16 protein-coding genes and 1 pseudogene are annotated in these 16938 nt (G+C 41.9%); 1 reads left to right on the plus strand and 16 read right to left on the minus strand.

The genetic code is table 11. From position 1 onward, the window contains the following. Positions 1-1570 (minus strand): Na/Pi cotransporter family protein (locus B3473_RS06835; protein ID WP_293678394.1); only part of this gene is annotated, 1570 nt, incomplete at its 3' end. A 302-nt stretch (positions 1571-1872) separates the two neighbouring features. On the opposite strand from B3473_RS06835, the gene B3473_RS06840 reads away from it, so the two are divergent. Further along, positions 1873-2529 carry a peptidase gene (locus B3473_RS06840; protein ID WP_154455246.1) on the plus strand — a complete coding sequence of 219 codons (657 nt, stop codon included), beginning with the start codon at positions 1873-1875 and terminating at the stop codon, positions 2527-2529. A 43-nt stretch (positions 2530-2572) separates the two neighbouring features. Here B3473_RS06840 and B3473_RS06845 read toward each other — a convergent pair whose 3' ends face one another. The 15 genes and pseudogenes from B3473_RS06845 to B3473_RS06915 form a co-directional block, all read right to left on the minus strand. Beyond that, positions 2573-3418, minus strand: coding sequence for a DegV family protein (locus tag B3473_RS06845; RefSeq protein WP_154455245.1), 846 nt, complete (start codon positions 3416-3418; stop codon positions 2573-2575). A gap of 149 nt (positions 3419-3567) precedes the next feature. Then, a complete protein-coding gene (locus B3473_RS06850; protein ID WP_264879816.1) occupies positions 3568-4383 on the minus strand; it encodes a Cof-type HAD-IIB family hydrolase in 816 nt (271 codons plus the stop codon). Beyond that, positions 4376-4999: a trimeric intracellular cation channel family protein gene (locus tag B3473_RS06855; RefSeq protein WP_154455243.1), complete on the minus strand. Its 624-nt coding sequence runs from the start codon at positions 4997-4999 to the stop codon at positions 4376-4378. Before B3473_RS06855 ends, B3473_RS06850 begins: the two co-directional genes overlap by 8 nt. A 73-nt stretch (positions 5000-5072) precedes the next feature. Further along, positions 5073-5285, minus strand: a complete 213-nt coding sequence (locus B3473_RS06860; RefSeq protein WP_154455242.1) for a heavy-metal-associated domain-containing protein — start codon at positions 5283-5285, stop codon at positions 5073-5075. A 26-nt stretch (positions 5286-5311) separates the two neighbouring features. Beyond that, a complete protein-coding gene (locus B3473_RS06865; RefSeq protein WP_154455241.1) occupies positions 5312-7549 on the minus strand; it encodes a heavy metal translocating P-type ATPase in 2238 nt (745 codons plus the stop codon). A gap of 30 nt (positions 7550-7579) precedes the next feature. Next, entirely contained in the window at positions 7580-8014 is a 435-nt protein-coding gene (locus B3473_RS06870) for a CopY/TcrY family copper transport repressor (protein ID WP_154455240.1), read from the minus strand. A 197-nt stretch (positions 8015-8211) separates the two neighbouring features. Then, positions 8212-8751, minus strand: a complete 540-nt coding sequence (locus B3473_RS06875) for a TIGR00730 family Rossman fold protein (protein WP_154455239.1) — start codon at positions 8749-8751, stop codon at positions 8212-8214. Positions 8752-8830: 79 nt separating this feature from the next. Continuing rightward, positions 8831-9181 (minus strand): 30S ribosome-binding factor RbfA, encoded by a 351-nt coding sequence (rbfA, locus tag B3473_RS06880; protein WP_154455238.1) that lies wholly within the window; start codon positions 9179-9181, stop codon positions 8831-8833. Between the two features lie 145 nt (positions 9182-9326). After that, positions 9327-12026 (minus strand): translation initiation factor IF-2, encoded by a 2700-nt coding sequence (infB, locus tag B3473_RS06885; RefSeq protein WP_154455237.1) that lies wholly within the window; start codon positions 12024-12026, stop codon positions 9327-9329. A gap of 21 nt (positions 12027-12047) precedes the next feature. After that, entirely contained in the window at positions 12048-12350 is a 303-nt protein-coding gene (locus B3473_RS06890) for a YlxQ-related RNA-binding protein (RefSeq protein WP_154455236.1), read from the minus strand. After that, on the minus strand, positions 12343-12639 hold the full coding sequence (gene rnpM / locus B3473_RS06895) for an RNase P modulator RnpM (protein ID WP_154455235.1): 297 nt from the start codon (positions 12637-12639) through the stop codon (positions 12343-12345). Before rnpM ends, B3473_RS06890 begins: the two co-directional genes overlap by 8 nt. 18 nt (positions 12640-12657) lie before the next feature. Next, entirely contained in the window at positions 12658-13917 is a 1260-nt protein-coding gene (gene nusA / locus B3473_RS06900) for a transcription termination factor NusA (protein WP_154455247.1), read from the minus strand. A 96-nt stretch (positions 13918-14013) separates the two neighbouring features. Beyond that, positions 14014-14478: a ribosome maturation factor RimP gene (gene rimP / locus B3473_RS06905; RefSeq protein WP_235280988.1), complete on the minus strand. Its 465-nt coding sequence runs from the start codon at positions 14476-14478 to the stop codon at positions 14014-14016. 267 nt (positions 14479-14745) lie between these two features. Beyond that, the gene (locus tag B3473_RS06910) at positions 14746-16584 is read right to left on the minus strand and encodes a hypothetical protein (RefSeq protein WP_293678404.1); all 1839 of its coding nucleotides are present in this window, start codon (positions 16582-16584) and stop codon (positions 14746-14748) included. Between the two features lie 76 nt (positions 16585-16660). Then, positions 16661-16938: pseudogene (locus B3473_RS06915) on the minus strand (hypothetical protein); the annotation flags it as partial.

Below are 16938 nucleotides of genomic sequence, written 5' to 3' on the forward strand. Positions count from 1 at the left end.
TACAGTTGACAAAGAGCCTAAAATTGATCCCAGCCAAAGGCGTGCATTCGCCAATGTTAATGCGCTGGATATGATTTTTACGAATCTGACGAGCTGACTGAGCCAATTCGCGGTGGCGTTCGACAACTTCTCCTGCCAAGACCGTGTCATTGTCAATAATCACCTTGAGGGCATCAAGGACCATGCGGTGCGTGTTGCTATAAAGTTGGTTAACTTCCTTTATCGCAGCTGGCGAAAAGAGAACGCCTTTAAACTGGTTGTAAGTCATCAAATGAACCAAGTTCACGCTGTGGTCGCCAATTCGCTCCAAATCGCGCGTGGCATCCAAAAGGCTAGAAAGCACTTCTCCCTCATGCTGAGTCAAGGATTCACTCGACAATTCAACCAAATACTTCGTCAATTCCTCGTCCACACGATTGACGGTGTCTTCTAGAAGTTCCGTTTTCTCAGCGTAGCTGTTGTCAGCTGTATCAAAAAAGAGAAAGGCAGCTTCAAAACTCTGTGTCGCATAAGCGCCCAAGTGAATCAACTCTTTCTTGGCATTTCCAAGGGCAATAGCTGGCGCTTGTTTCAACAAAAGGCGGTCAAGGTAAACCGTTTCGTATGGCACCACCTCATCATCTCCTGGGATGAGTTTAGTAACCAGATAAGCCAAGGTTCCAATGAAAGGAAAGAGCAAAACGGTATTGGTGATATTGAAGGTTCCATGGGCAAAAGCAATTGTCATAGCGTGCATCAAATGCAACTCTCCTTGCAGCCACTCCATAAAATATATAAATGGCGAAAGCACAATCATAAACAAGATGGTTCCAATGACGTTAAACAAGACATGGGCACCAGCAACACGTTTGGCAGACACATTAGCTCCCAGAGCTGCTAGAACTGCGGTGATACAGGTTCCGATATTGCTTCCCAAAAGAATCGGAATAGCCCCATGCAAATCGATTAAATTACCCGTGTACAGGCTCTGCAAAATCCCAATAATGGCTGCTGAAGATTGAATAATCATAGTCAAAACCGTTCCAATCACCACTCCCATAATCGGTCTATCCCCAAGTGTCGTCAGGTAATCCTGAAAGGCTGGAATGGATTTGAGAGGCTCCATAGCACCACTCATAATATTGAAGGCAAAGAAGATACCACCAACCCCGAAAATAATCCGACCAAGATTGTTCAAGGTCCGATTTGAAGTGAAAAAGAGCAGGGCCGAACCGACAAAAATCATTGGCAGGCCATAATCACCTAAGTTAAATCCGATCAAAAAAGAAGTGATGGTTGTTCCAATATTTGCTCCCATGATAATACCAATGGCTTGTCTTAGGGTCAACAGTCCCGCCGACACCAAGCTAACAGTAATTACCGTCACCCCTGAACTAGACTGGATAAGCGCTGACATGGCGATTCCCACAAGAACGCCTAAAAAGGGATTACTGGTGTATTTGTCAATGTAATAACGCAAACGGTCACCAGCTGATTGTTGGAGAGCATCTCCCATATACTTGATGCTAAATAGGAAAAGCCCCAAACCACCAAAAAAACTAAAAGCAATCTCTTGCCAATTTATTGACACAGTGTTATCCTCAAATATTATATTTTTTTTCGTAAAAAAGACGATATGTCCATTTTAATGTATTCCAGACAAACAGATAATACTTTACTGTATTTTTACACGTTTGTAAAAAAAACTGATTTTTCTAACAACTCGTTTTCTAAAAGAAACCTTAAAAAGTTAGAGGATTTTTTTAAAAAGGGAATCCCTGTCTATTTCTGTGGTATAATGATATAAAATGGTCTGTTTATGACAGACGTTTTAGCGTGTTAGCTTAGTAAGATAACAGCATATTTTATTATTAAATTCTCAAAGGAGTTGTCATGAAACGCTCAAAAAGTGAAGTCACTTATCTTATTCTTAGTATCATTTTAGTTGCTCTTGCGGCTGGTATTTACTTAATTTTCGGCAATAGCCAGACCAAAGCGTCAAGCACAGAACCAACAAGCTCTTCTGTTGCCTCTTCTTCAACAACCAGCGAAGAAGAATTGGAAGAAAAAGCAAAAGCTTCTCTAGCCGAAGCCCAAGACAAACGCACATCAGAAGCGATTACCAATGCTCAAGCTGCGATTAACAAATTGTCTGACGAAGCTAAGAAAACCGATTTGCAATCGCAATTGGACGCTATTTCAGCTGAAATCAACAATGAAAGCAATGCCGAAAGTGCCGTTGCAGCTGCCGAAGCAGAACAAACCTCTGCTAATGTCACTGCCGCACAAGATGCTGTTGACACCGTAACTAATCAAGATGTTAAAGACCAATTGCAAACGCGTATCGATGCTGTTGCCAATGCTATCTCTGCTCGTTCAGCAAGTGTTGCAACACAAACAACACCAAGCTCAGCGACGACAACACACGCTTCAACGGCTGACGATACAACAACTTACAACAACAATTACAGCAGCAGTCAAACCTACGGTTACAATACCTACTCAGATTCTACTGCGACAAGCAGCAGCCAAACTTACTACGGCTACTAAAATGCACATGACAAAAGGTCTAGGAGTTAAACTCCTAGACCTTTTAATGGGTTTCATATCCTAGTAACAAACCGCCTCTTTCACTGTAAAAACTACATAAACCAGAAGCATTGACAAATTGGATATCTGCTTTTGGAAACAAATCACGAAGCTTGTCACGCAATTGTTGGCAGGCTTTTTCATTGCCTGCGTGGGTAATCATGATCTTGCCTCCTTGGTAACCAGCTGCCAGCATCTCGTTAACAGTGGCCTGAATGGCTTTTTTCTGACCTCTTGCCTTGTGCAACAAATCAAGCGTTCCTTCGGGGCTGGCTTGCCCAACCATGCGGATATTGAGCAAACCGACAACCTTACCGACCAATTTATTCAAACGGCCGTTATTGACCAGATTATCCACATGTTCTAGGATGAAAAGCAGTCTTGTTTTGGCTTGGTAACGTTCGATTGCCTCGAGCACTTGGTCAAAAGAAAGTCCTGATAAAATCAAACGTTTTAACTCCAAGACCAGCAAATCGATTTCACCACCAGCTGACAAGGAATCAATCACATGGATATTGACGTTGGGATGCTCTTCTAATAACATTTGCTTGGCAATCTGAGCACTATTGTGACTACCTGATAAAGCCCCTGTAATGGTGATAACAATGATACTATCAGCACCTTGGTAAGCTCGTAAGAAAGCGTCTGGGCTAGGACAGCTCGACTTTGACGGCACGGATTTTTCATATAAGGTGTCCATCATAGCCTCAACATCCAAGCCTTCATCGTCCACAAAAAGTTCTGAACCAATTTGTAAGGTCAGGGGGACATTTTGAAAGGCTAAATCTTTTTCGGGTACACCAATGTCCTTAAAATCACAACCCGAATCTGTCACAATTTTCCAACTCATCTCTATTTCCTCGTTTCCTTGCATCATATACTTTGATTACCAAAGTATTTCTCTCTCGATTATATCATTAAAAGCTTACGGAAACTATAAAAAGCTCGTGTTCTTAAAAAAGTCTTGCTCCACAAAAACTTTGGAACAAGACTTTGCTGTTAATCTTTTAAAACGTAATCGTAAATAGCTTTGGCAACACCTGCTTGGTCGTTTACCGTGGTTTGGTAACGGCAGATTTCTTTGACCTCATCAGTCGCATTGCCCATGGCAACACTATGAGTAGCAAATTGCAACATTTCCAAATCATTTGCCGCATCGCCAATCGCCATGACGTCATCAGGGCTAAAGCCTAGTTTTTCTGACAAAGCTTTTAAGGCCGTCGCCTTGGTGTAGCCTTTTGGCATGGCTTCAAAGATATAAGGCTGGCTACGTACCACGCTAAAATCTGCTGCCAAATCCACTTCCTTGGCTGCTTGGAAAGGATTTAAAACAGGTGCTTTTGCCATGTACATGGCTTGGAAAATGATTTCTGAGCTGTCTTTGATTGCCTCAAGGCTGATGGCTTTGGCTGTGTCAAAGACCAAGCCAGCGTCGTACTGCACCAATTCTGGGACGACATCACCGACAGCATAATAATGCTTTTCACCTGTCAAGGTCAAGTAAACCTCTGGAAAATCACGCACAGCCGCTTGTAATTGGTCCAGCTCCTCATTGGTGATTTGGGCATAGCTCATCAATTCCCAATTCTTTGTGTTGTAAATGCTGCAGCCATTGTTCATGATGATGTATTCTTCATCAGTCAGCCCCAATTGTTCAAAATAAGGCACAATGCCAGATTTTGGGCGTCCTGTGCAGAGCACGATTTTTACGCCTGCTTGTGCTGCCGCTTGAATGGCTGAGATGTTTTCTTTGGGAATTTTTTTCTCTGAATTTAGCAAAGTGCCGTCTAAATCAATTGCGATGAGTTTAATCATGTGGTGTCACCTTTCCTTTTATTTTTGGTAAATGCCATTGACGTTTGTAACCTATCATGCGAAGAATAACCAAGACCAGCACCAGGGCATAGTAGCCCGTGTCACTTGTCACAATGCCAAAATAAAGAACAAATGCCGCTAAAATAGACCAGCCCGCATAGACCTCACTACGCAAGATACCAGGTTTTCGTCCTGCTAAGACATCTCGGACCACACCGCCACCAGCTCCTGTTAGAACTGCTGCGACAATCACCGCGCTTAAAGGCTGATGCAATTTCATGGCATACATGGCACCTTGGACGCTAAAAGAGGCTAAACCAATCGCATCTGTCAAGACTTCTGCTTTTAGCCAACCCTTTGTCACAACATTTGGAAACAACATAATCAGCAACATAGCCGCCAAAGCAAAATAAAACGCATCCCCTTGCGACCACAGCGTTCCAATTGGCAAGCCAATCAGCAAATTGCGGATAGCACCACCGCCAAAAGCCGTGACAAAGCCCAAGATGAACATGCCTAAAATATCAAAATCTTCTTCCATTGCCACAATAGCCCCTGATAAGGCAAAGGCAATGGTACCAATAATGGTCAATAAATCCCAAACGTCTATCGTCATACCAATCCAAACCTATTTTTCTTACGCAACTAGTGTATCATTTTTAAGGCCATAAAAAAACATTTTTCAGTATTTAATTAGCCTTTATCTCTTTACCAAGGGCGTACTTGGTGCCTTTTAAAGCACGTTGAAGTGAGAATTTAAATGGTCTGCCTGTGATAGTGGCTTGTTTTTTATCCAAATCCACGACCACTTTTTCCACACCATGAACGGCTGATAATTTTTCAGTGACGGTTTTGGCGCAACCATCGCATTTCATTCCAGTAACTTCATATGTTCTTTCCATCAGAATACCTCCTGTTTTTTAGCAATCTAAGTTAATTTAATGTATTTCAAACGAAGGGCGTTAAGCACAACAGATACTGAACTAAAGCCCATAGCCAAACCAGCAATCATTGGGTTGAGTAGGGGACCACTAAAGAGGTAGAGGACACCCATGGCAACTGGGATAGCCAAGATATTGTAAATGAAAGCCCAGAATAGATTTTCCTTGATGACCCTAATGGTCAAACGGCTAATAGACAAAGCTTTCAAGACATCTGAGATACTTGCTTTCATCAAGATAATATCGGCAGATTCAATGGCAATATCTGCACCTGAACCAATGGCAATACCAATATCAGCTACTGCTAAGGCAGGGGCATCGTTGATACCATCACCAACCATGGCAACTTTCTTACCTTGAGCTTGCAAATCCTTAATCACACGAGATTTTTGGTCTGGCAAAACATCACTAATAACCGTTGTAATGCCAACTTGTTTGGCAATGGCCTTGGCCGTTTGTTCATTATCACCAGTTAACATCACCACATCCAAACCAGCAGCTTGCAACTTGGCAACTGTTTCTTTACTATCTGATTTAATCAAATCAGCAACGGTAATAACACCCAATAAATGCTTCTTATCTGCCACATAAATAGGGGTTTGACCTTTTTGCGTGGCTTGTTTGACTGCATCTTCTGCTTGGGTAAGGTTGATTTGATGGTTTGCCATCAATTTATGATTACCGACGTACAAGGTTTGACCGTCACAGTCAGCCTGCAAGCCCAGACCTGTCAAAGACTCGAAATTATCCACAGCGACTAAAGACAAGCCTGATTCGTCAGCTTTTTCCACAATGGCTTGGCTCAAAGGGTGTTCAGAGAATTTTTCAATCGAAGCCACTTGGCTAAGCAAACGGTCCTTATCACCTTGATAGGCAAAGATATCCACAACTTGCGGTTTCCCTTGGGTAATGGTACCTGTCTTATCAAAGACGATGGCATTTAAATGGTGGGCATTTTCAAGAGTATCGCCTCGTTTGTAAAGAATACCATTTTCAGCACCACGACCAGTACCGACCATGATAGCAGTCGGAGTTGCCAATCCCAAGGCACAAGGACAAGCAATAACCAAGATGGCAATGGCAACTTGAAGGGCGAAAACAAAGCTCTTGCCCATGAGCAAATACCAAAAGAGGAAGGTCACAATTGCGATAACCATAACCGTTGGGACAAAGACACCAGCCACACGGTCAGCAATCTTGGCAATAGGTGCTTTGGTTTGTTGGGCATCTTCAACCAATTTGATGATTTGAGATAACAAGGTATCGCCACCGACTTTTTCGGCACGAATGGTCAAGGCACCTTGTCCATTGATTGAAGCACCGTAAACCTTATCATCCACAACTTTTTCAACAGGGATACTTTCACCCGTCAACATGGATTCATCGATGGCACTATATCCTGATACCACAACCCCATCCACAGGGACCTTTTCACCTGGTTTTACCAAAAGCATATCTCCGACCACCACATCTTCTATGGGGATAGAGATTTCCTTGCCGTCACGGATAACAGTGGCTTCCTTAGCAGATAAGGTCATCAATTTCTTAATGGCATCTGAGGTCCGACCTTTAGACAAGGTTTCAAAATATTTACCTAAGGTAATCAAGGTCAAGATAACCGCAACAGATTCAAAGTAAAGCATATGAACAGCATGAAGGTGACCAGCGAAAATTTGGCACATGCTGTAAATACTATAAACAAAGGCGGCACTTGTTGCTAGAGCAACCAGGGCATCCATATTAGGGTGACCCTTGCTCAATGATTTAAAACCACTAATGTAAAAGCGGCGACCAAAGTACATGACGGGTAAAGTCAAAAGCAATTCTATCACGGCATGCACCATGGGATGAGCTGACATTGACATGAATTGTGGCACCCAAAGCCCCATCATGCTCCCCATTGAAATGTAAAGCAAAGGCACGGTAAAGACAGCAGACCAGACGAACTTACGCCACATATTTTGGGTTTCTTCGTCTTGACGCTCTGCTTGGCTCTTTGATGTTTTAGGGTCAAAAACAGAGGCACTGTACCCTGCGTCTGACACTGCCTTTTCAATCATGCTTTCAGTGACAACATCAGGGTCATACTCAACCGTCATTTTTTCAGTTGTGAGGTTGACAACAACGGACTGCACATGGTCTAACTTTTTGACAGCCTCTTCAATCGTTACTGCACAGGACGCACACGTCATCCCATCAATCACAAAAACTTCTTTTTTTGACATGGCTAAACCTCTTCTCGTATGTGTGTTTTGCTACTCTAAAGTCAAGTGTTCCTTGCAACGGCATTGCCCATCAACACAATCACAAGGCACTTCTTCCAAGACATTTTCTTTCCTAGCTAAAAGCGTTTCGTCTAATAAGGTCACATCTGCCTCCGTCATCGGCATGGATTCTAGGAGATGCTTAACGATTTCCACATGCTTTCGCTGGCAAAACTTATTAAAGAAATCCGTTGTTTCTTGCTTCATGACTTCATTTTCTGAAATCAAAGCCGAATAACGAAAAGACTTTCCAACCTTTTGCGTGCTCAGATAACCCTTATCCACAAGACGTTTCAACAAAGTCTTAACCGTCGAAGCCGTCCAATCGGTCTTATCTTCAAGAATGTCTAAAATCTCACTGCTCGTCGTTTCTTCCTTGGTCCAAACAACCCGCATGATTTCCCATTCTGCATTTGAAATAGCCATCTGCTCTCCTTTCTCATTTCTTATCGTCTACATTTGTAATCTTATTATAAGTCTATCGTTTACGTTTGTCAACAGTATAAAACAAAAAAATAAAACACATTGCCAAAATCAAAGTAATCTGTTTCATCTAGCGTATTATTCTTTAATATAATGGCATCCTACCCCTGCTACTAGCCAAGAAGTTTCAAATCTAGCTCTCATTTCTGATAACTACTGATAACTTCTTCTAAGGCTTGCAGACTATCGACAAAGAGAACCTTGTCACGGTCAGCTGTCGTTAAAAATCCCGCACTGACCATCTGGTCAAATTGGATTTTGAGGCTATCATAATAACCATTAGCATTAAAAAGCAAGCAAGGCTTGTCGTGTTGTCCCACGCGCGCCCAAGAAATCGCCTGACTAATCTCTTCAAGCGTTCCAGGACCACCTGGAAAGGCAACCAAAACATCACCCATTTCCATTAACAGACGCTTACGCTCATCCATATCAGCTACAATACGCAGCTGCGTCAAACCTTGGTGGACTTCCTCACGTTTTTGAAGAAAATCTGGCATAATGCCGTAAACCTTTCCACCATGAGCCAAGATCCGATCTGCCAAAAGTCCCATCAACCCAGTCTGACTCCCGCCATAAACCAAATCATATCCCTTTTGCGCCATCCAATCGCCAAAAGCCTCCACACTGTCACGGTAGATCGGATTGCCCATACTTGACGCTAAATACACTGTGATTTTCATTTTATTGCCTTCCTCATTTCAAAAAACACCTCCATTATAGCATAAAAAGAACCCACTTGTTAGTGAGCTCTTCAATCGTTTAGTTTTTACTCTCCAAATCACGAAGCATTTGGTCAATTTTATTACCGTATTCGATAGATTCGTCCTTGATGAAGGTCAAATCAGGAATTTTATACATGGTCAAGTTACGACCCAACTCACGTTTGATGGTTCCTGTTGCCTTTTCAAGACCAATTTGTGCCTTTTGATTATCTGAGGCAAGATCAGAGTGAATGGTGTAATAAACTTTTGCCATTGACAAATCCCCAAGCATTTGAACATCTGTGATAGTCACATCTTGAACACGAGGGTCACGCACTTTTTTATGCAAAATCTCATTCACTTCCCGTTTGATTTCCATACCAACACGGTCAATACGATGATTAGCCATAATCTTTGTCCTTTCTATTGTTTTGAAAAAGCTAGGCTAAGCAAACCTAGCTTTTATTCATTTCTCACATGTAACTATGTAACGTTTAGGCAATGCACCATAGTGCTTGCCGTATTCCCATTAGAGGCATTTGCCTCAATGGGAATTAACGTTTCACTTCTTCCATAATGTAAGCTTCGATAACGTCATCCACTTTGATGTCGTTGAAGTTTTCAATCATCAAACCACCTTCTTGGGCGTTTCCGACTTCTTTAACGTCATCTTTGAAGTGTTTCAAGCTGGCAAGTTTGCCATCAAAGATAACGACACCGTCACGGATAACACGGGCACTAGCGTCACGTGTGATTTTACCACTTGTAACCATAAATCCTCCGATAGTACCCACTTTAGAGACTTTGAAGATTTCACGGATAATAGCTTCCCCGATAACTTTTTCTTTGAATTCAGGGTCAAGCATACCTTTCATGGCATCTTCTACTTCTTCAATAACTTTGTAGATAATTGAGTGAAGGCGAATATCCACTTCATCTTCTTCTGCTTGTTGACGCGCTTGTGGAGTAGGGCGGACGTTAAATCCAATGATAAAGGCATTTGATGCTTCTGCCAAGGTCACGTCAGATTCGTTGATTGCACCGACAGCAGAGTGAACAACGCTCACTTTAACGCCTTCAACATCGATTTTAAGAAGTGAGGCAGCAAGGGCTTCAACAGAACCTTGTACATCGGCTTTGATAATCACGTTAACGGTCTTAACTTCACCAGCTTTAAGCGTATCAAAGAGATTTTCAAGGCTGACACGTTGAGTGGCTTGACGTTGTTTCATCAAGGTACGTTTGGCACGTTCTTCACCAGCTGCACGCGCTGCTTTTTCATCCTCGTAAACAGCAAAATGGTCACCTGCCATTGGGGCTTCGTTTAGACCTGTGATTGAAACAGGGGTTGATGGTTCTGCTGTTTTCACGCGACGACCAAGGTCATTGGTCATGGCACGCACACGTCCAAAGGTATTTCCGACAACAATAGGATCTTGCACATGAAGGGTACCTTGTTGAACAAGAAGAGTTGCCACAGCACCTTTTCCTTTATCAAGACGCGCTTCAATAACTGTACCAATCGCACGAACGGTTGGGTCTGCTTTCAATTCTTCCATTTCAGCTACAAGAAGAACGGTTTCAAGCAATTCATCGATGTTCTTACCAAATTTGGCAGAAATTTCAACGAATTCACAATCCCCACCCCAAGCTGTTGAGATGATACCGTGTTCTGCCAATTCACCAATAACACGTTCTGGGTTGGCACCTGGTTTATCAATTTTGTTGATTGCAACGATGATTGGGACACCAGCAGCTTTAGAGTGGTTAATGGCTTCGACCGTTTGAGGCATAACACCGTCATCAGCAGCAACAATCAAGATTGTAATATCTGTGATTGACGCACCACGCGCACGCATTGATGTAAAGGCCGCGTGTCCTGGCGTATCAAGGAAAGTGATTTTCTTGCCACCTTCAACAATTTGGTAAGCCCCGATGTGTTGTGTGATACCACCAGCTTCGCCTGTAGCGACACGTGAATTACGAAGGGTATCAAGAAGGGTTGTTTTACCATGGTCAACGTGTCCCATGATGGTAACAACAGGCGCGCGCTCAACCATTTTATCTGGATTGAGGTAGTTTTCATCTTCAAAGAAACGATCAATATCGGCATTGTCCACTTCCACTTTTTTGTGGGCTTCAATACCGTAATCCACCATCAACAATTCAATGGTATCACCGTCAAGAGATTGGTTTTGAGTGGCCATAACGCCCATCATAAAGAGTTTTTTAACAATCTCAGCTGGTTCACGTTTGATACGTTTTGCGATTTCTGCAACAGTCATCCCTTCAGTATATTCAAATTCCTTAGGCAATTCGTGGAATTTGCGTTCTGTGACTGGTTTTGGTGCTTGGTTGCGATTGTGTTTGCCTTTTTTGTTTTTATTACTGTTCCAATTACTATTTTTTTGATTTCTCACTTGATTTTGACTATTCCGGTTTTTTCTAGTTTTGCGTGGACCGTCCTCATTATCATGATTATAATCTCGTGGTTTTTCAGGACGAGCCTGTTTTTTACGACGTTTATCAATTGCTTGAGAAGCAGGTTCTGCTGCTGCAACTGGTGATAAAGGTATTTCTTTCTTAGTCACCTTTTTTGTTTCCTCAGCTTTCTGTTTTGCTTCTAAGCGAGCCTCATGTTCTTTTTCTCGCGTCTGTTTTGCACGACGTTTGGCTTCTTCTTGCTCATGGAAACGTGTTTCACTTTGGCGTGAGTACTCTGCATTTTGTTCAGCTTTCAGGGCTGCCGCACGCGCTTTAAAGTCAATACGTGGCTTCTGAGCTTGTGACGGTTGAGCAGAACGGTTTATTCTAGTCTGCTGACGGTTAGCTTGATGCCCTCTTTGAGCATCTTTGCCATGCCTTGCTGACTTAGCAGGCTGTTGTGAACGGTGGTTGCCGTCTTGCTCTTGATGACGTTTTTTACCACCTTTATTCGCATTCGCACGTTTTTCAGCTTGTGCTTTCGCACGAGCCTCACGTTCGGCTTTAAAATTGCGACTTTTTGGTTTCGCTGTCGTTAGTTTTGCAGCAGAAGCTTCAGGAGTCTTAGCGGCTAGCTGTTCTGCTGATTTTGCTGACGGAGGCGTCTGTTTTGATTCTGACAATTTTGCAACAATACGCTTTACATCAGCTTCTTCTACGCTAGAAGAATGGCTTTTAACCGCAATACCAAGTTGTTGTGCATATTCGACAACTTCCTTACTTGGACGGCCCATTTCTTTAGCAATTTCATACAATCTTTTCTTTGACAATAGTGATGTCCTCCTATTCTTTTAGTTCATAAGAGTCCTCATTTTCTTTGAAAATCCAGCGTCTGCGATAGCAATGACCTTACGAGGCTTACCAAGGGCAGCACTTAATTCCAGTGTACTAAACACTGTGGAGACTTCTACGTTATAATAATGACTTTTATCAGTTGTTTTCTTGGTTAAATTGACACCAGCATCGTTGGCTAGGAAAATAAATTGTGCTTTACCCGTTTGAATTGCCTTAATGACTAACTCTTCACCTGAAATCACTTTTCCTGCACGCTGTGCTAAACCAATTAAATGAGATAATTTTTCGCGATTATTCAAGGCCCAACTCTCTTCTTTTCACTTTGTGATCAACATAAGCAATCAATTCATCGTAAAAGGCTTCTGGAACATCCATTGAAAAGCTACGATTAAAGACCTTTTTAGCTTTGGCTTGAATGGCTTCGTTAATATCTAATTTGATGTAGGCACCACGACCGTTTTTCTTACCAGTTGGATCGATAAAAATCTCGCCTTCTTTATTTTTCACAATGCGAAGCAAATCACGTTTATCAATGACTTCTCCTGAAACAACTGATTTTCTTAAAGGTATTTTACGTGTTTTAGCCATCAAACACCTCTATCTTTCTTATTCTGTATCGTCGTCTGACAGAAGATCTGATTTAGTCGTATCCTCGACTTCAACGGTTTCATCAACGATAGCTGATGTTACAGCCTCTTCAATAGCTTCATCCACCATAGCTGATGCAACGCTATCTTCGACAACTTCTTCAACAAGTTCAGTTTGCGCTTCACGTTCTGCTTCAAGGGCTTCATACTCAGAAGCTGACTTGATATCAATGCGATAGCCTGTCAAATGTGCAGCCAAACGAACATTTTGACCACGGCGACCGATAGCTAGCGACAATTTGTTGTCTGGCACAACAACTGTTGCGCGTTTGCTATCTGCTTCGTCAAACAAGACCATATCAACTTCAGCGGGTGCAATAGCATTGTAGATGAACTCTGCTGGGTCTTCTACCCATTGAATCACATCGATGTTTTCTTCAACAGGTACTTCCACACCTGCTTTAGCATCGTAGCGTTTTGGATGGAATTTGCTAATCACACGTTTGATGTTGCTTCCACCACGTCCGACAATCGTTCCGATAGCATCCACGTTTGGATTGTGGCTACGAACAGCCACTTTGGTACGGTCACCAGCTTCACGTGAAACGTTCATGATTTCAACTGTTCCATCAAACACTTCGGGAATTTCTTGTTCCATGATGCGTTTGATAAATTGTGGGTGGCTACGGCTAACAAAGACATTCACACCTTTTGGATTGTTTTCCACTTTGTAAACGTAAACTTCGATACGGTCGTGTGATTTGAAGGTTTCACCAGGAATTTGGTCTTGGTGTGACAATTGAGCTTCTAATGAACCAAGATTCACATAAATGAAACGTTGGTCGAAACGCTCAACTGTCCCTGTCATGATTTCACCTTCGTGTTGTTTGTACTCATTATAAGTCACTTCACGAATTTGGCGACGCATTTTTTCCATGATGGTTTGTTTTGCTGATTGCGCCGCAACACGACCAAATTCAGCCACTGATTCTTCAAAGCGAATCTTGTCCCCAAGCTCATAAGCTGAACTAATTTTCAACGCATCGGATAAGCTGATTTCTAAACGGCTATCAAAAACCTCTTCAACAACTTCACGCACTGTATAAACTTTAAAATCAGCAGTTTTTTCATCAAATTCAATCACACATGATTCTGATTGGCCGTAGCGGCGTTTATAAGCTGATTTCAAAGATTCTTTGACAGCATCAATGATGTCTTCTTTGTTAATATGTTTTTCTTCTTCCAAAATACGGAAGGCTTCCAGCATTTCTTTGCTCATTTTTTTCATAGCCCTATCACAAGTAGAGCCTTATCCTTTCGTTTTAAATCTATTCTCACATTAAAAAGCAAAAAACGTTAGTGACATTTCCTTTGACTACAACTTCACTGCCAAGCGAGCTTTAGCAACTGTTGCATATGGAATGTCTACTGTTTTTTTCTTGGTTTTATCCAAATATTCCATGGTCAATACCTCACCATCAAAAGCGACAAGGTCACCTTGAAATACTTTCACTTTGTCAATTGCCTTGTAAAGGCTGACATTGATGTAAGAGCCGACAGCTTTTTCCAAAGCTTCCTTTGTTTTTAAAGGACGCTCTAAACCAGGGCTAGCCACTTCCAACATGTATTGGTCTGGAAATGGGTCTGGCTGAATATTATCTAATAAAGGGCTAATAATCTCAGTCAAATCAGCGGTGTCATTAACCGTAATCCCACCAGGCTTATCCACTAAGACACTAAGAACATAGTCACTTCCCATTTTTCCGTACTCAACATCCACCAATTCAAATGGGTCTTGAATGGCAGGTGCGATAACTTCTGTGACACGTTCAATAATCACATTAGCATTTGCGATGACAATCCCCTCCTTCGTTTGACAAAATACCAGTAAAAACCACTTAAAAAGCAGATTTTACCGCCTACTAACATCTCTCACTGCCATTATACAACGGATTAAAAGGACTTGCAAAGCCAAAGGTTTAGCCGTTTGTGGCAGGAGGCACACATAAGAGGCGAAGTTACAAACTTCGCCTCCTCTTATGTATTTGTTACTATCATATCATACTCTTTTAAAAATGACAAGGCAGCAGCACAAGAGACCAAAATCCTATTCTTTTAGATTGGCTAACAGGTCGGCTGTCTTGTGAAATCCTGGTTTATAAGTCTTACCAAATAACTTCTTAGTCATGGCATTAAAACTATAATGGTCATCTAAGATAAGCACCTCGTCATAAGATTTTAAAATGTATAAAAAGGTTGAATCGCTAAGGTCAAAATCCTCTCTACCATCGACATTGACATTCCAAAGGTAATAACGTGCCGCTCGGATAAGATAGTAGTTGTCAATTTTTTCTTTGTCTGAGCTGACAAGCAGGATTTTCGTCTTAGATGGTGTCATGCGATTGCCTGTCAAATGGCGTAATTCTTCCAAGGACTGTACTCTTTCGTACTCATTACTGTGTCTGATTTCATTGATTTCTGATAAGAGCATAAAGACAGAAAAACCAATCAAGGCTAAGCTTGTGTACTGGTACAATCGCTTGGTGCCTAGGTTTTTAAAGGAACGCAGGTTGCGTTTCTCAAATGTTTTTTCATACAAAGAGCGGTCCGTTTCTCTGGCTAAAAGCATAACCATCAAACCAAAGGCCATAATAACCATACTAGATGCATAACGATCAAAACCAGCTAGTTCCAAGGCTTCGTCCGTTGGCATAGCCGTCAAATACATCAACAAAATCCCAACGTAATAGGCCACAATCATTACATCTAGCAATACCCAAGTGGCCAATAAACGTCTGAATCGATGAGCAAAAAGACCAAAACCAATCACAGCAACTAGCATGACAAGGTTTAGCCCGATAATGCCACGCGTTGCCAGACTACCAAATTGAAAGACTTCTTTTGTGAAATGGGTTATGATTTCTTGTGCCACATCATCCATATGCCCTGCCAGTATTTGGTCAATTTCTGAAAAAGACACCGCGTGCTTAGCTTTAGACACATTGGTAAAGTTGAGGCTCATGTGTATTTGCCAAAGGAGATAAGGAAGAAAACTAAGTCCTGCAGTCAACAAAGCTGGAAATAGGTTCCACCATCTGATGATTTTGCGCCGTATCAAGCGAACCACAAAAAACAAATAGACAAACAAGGCAATGGCCACAAAGAAAAGTCCACTCACCTTAACAATGCTCAAAAGACCTAAAACCACCAAGGTGTGCAAGGACATCCGCCAAAATTGATTGCGGTAAGCAAAGCAGCCTGCGATTGCTGCTAAAGCCAGCACAGGCAAGAGAAAATCCACCAAAAGATTGTTCAAACGAATGGCAATATTAAAAACATTGAACACAGCAAAAGTGGCAAAAATCATTGCTGAGGGCAAGGCGCGGCGTTCATCACGCAAGGCAGCAAACATGGCATACGAGCCTGACAAGATAAGAACCAATTGCCCTACCAACATGACACCTTCTGAAAATCCGACAACCTTGGTAAATAAGTAAATAAATAAAGAACTTCCCACAGGATACGTGTAAAAATCAATGATAGTATCTTGTTGCGTTGGTAGGCTATCATTGATAAATAAAAATTTGACGATACTGCCCCAATGGGTGAAATTATCAAAGTGAAGCAATGGCGATTGCAATAAAACTGCACCAAAAAGCAAGAGATAGAGCAACATAGCAAGAGCTGTAAAATCAAGCCCTCTGATGCTATCTTTCTTGGTCATATATCGCCAGATCTGATACATGCTCAAAATAGCACCTAGTCCACAAATACCATAAACAGCACCCAGTAAAATATTTAATAAACTCGCAACATATAATATCAAGGTAATCGCTGAGAAGGTAAACACCCAAGTCAAACGGCGGTTCATCTTCAAACGATTACGGAAAAAGGCAGTATAGCCGCCCGTCAAAAAGACAAATAAACTTAATCTTAAAATGGTCATATCGTTCCTTTCCAATAGCAATAAAAGGGATAATGCCTCACATCATCTCTCTTACCATAAAAGCAAACAACTCCTTTCATTCTTTCGATTGTGCCGCTAACATTGTAGCGGTTTGATACAAGCCTGGCTCGTAAGTTTTGCCAAATACTTTCTTAGTCATGGCATTAAAGGTGTGGTGGTTATCTAGCAACAATACCTCATCATAAGACGCTAAGATTTGAGTAAATTCTTGGTCATCTAGCAGGAAGTTTTCCCTTGCATCCACATGCACATTCCAGAGATAATAGCGAGCAGCGTAGGTGATAAAGTAACTATCCACAATTTCCTTATCTGCCGTAACCAATAAGACTTTTT

Origin of the sequence: Streptococcus sp. UBA632, from assembly GCF_002300045.1 — a bacterium.
GTDB classification, from domain to species: Bacteria; Bacillota; Bacilli; order Lactobacillales; family Streptococcaceae; genus Streptococcus; species Streptococcus alactolyticus.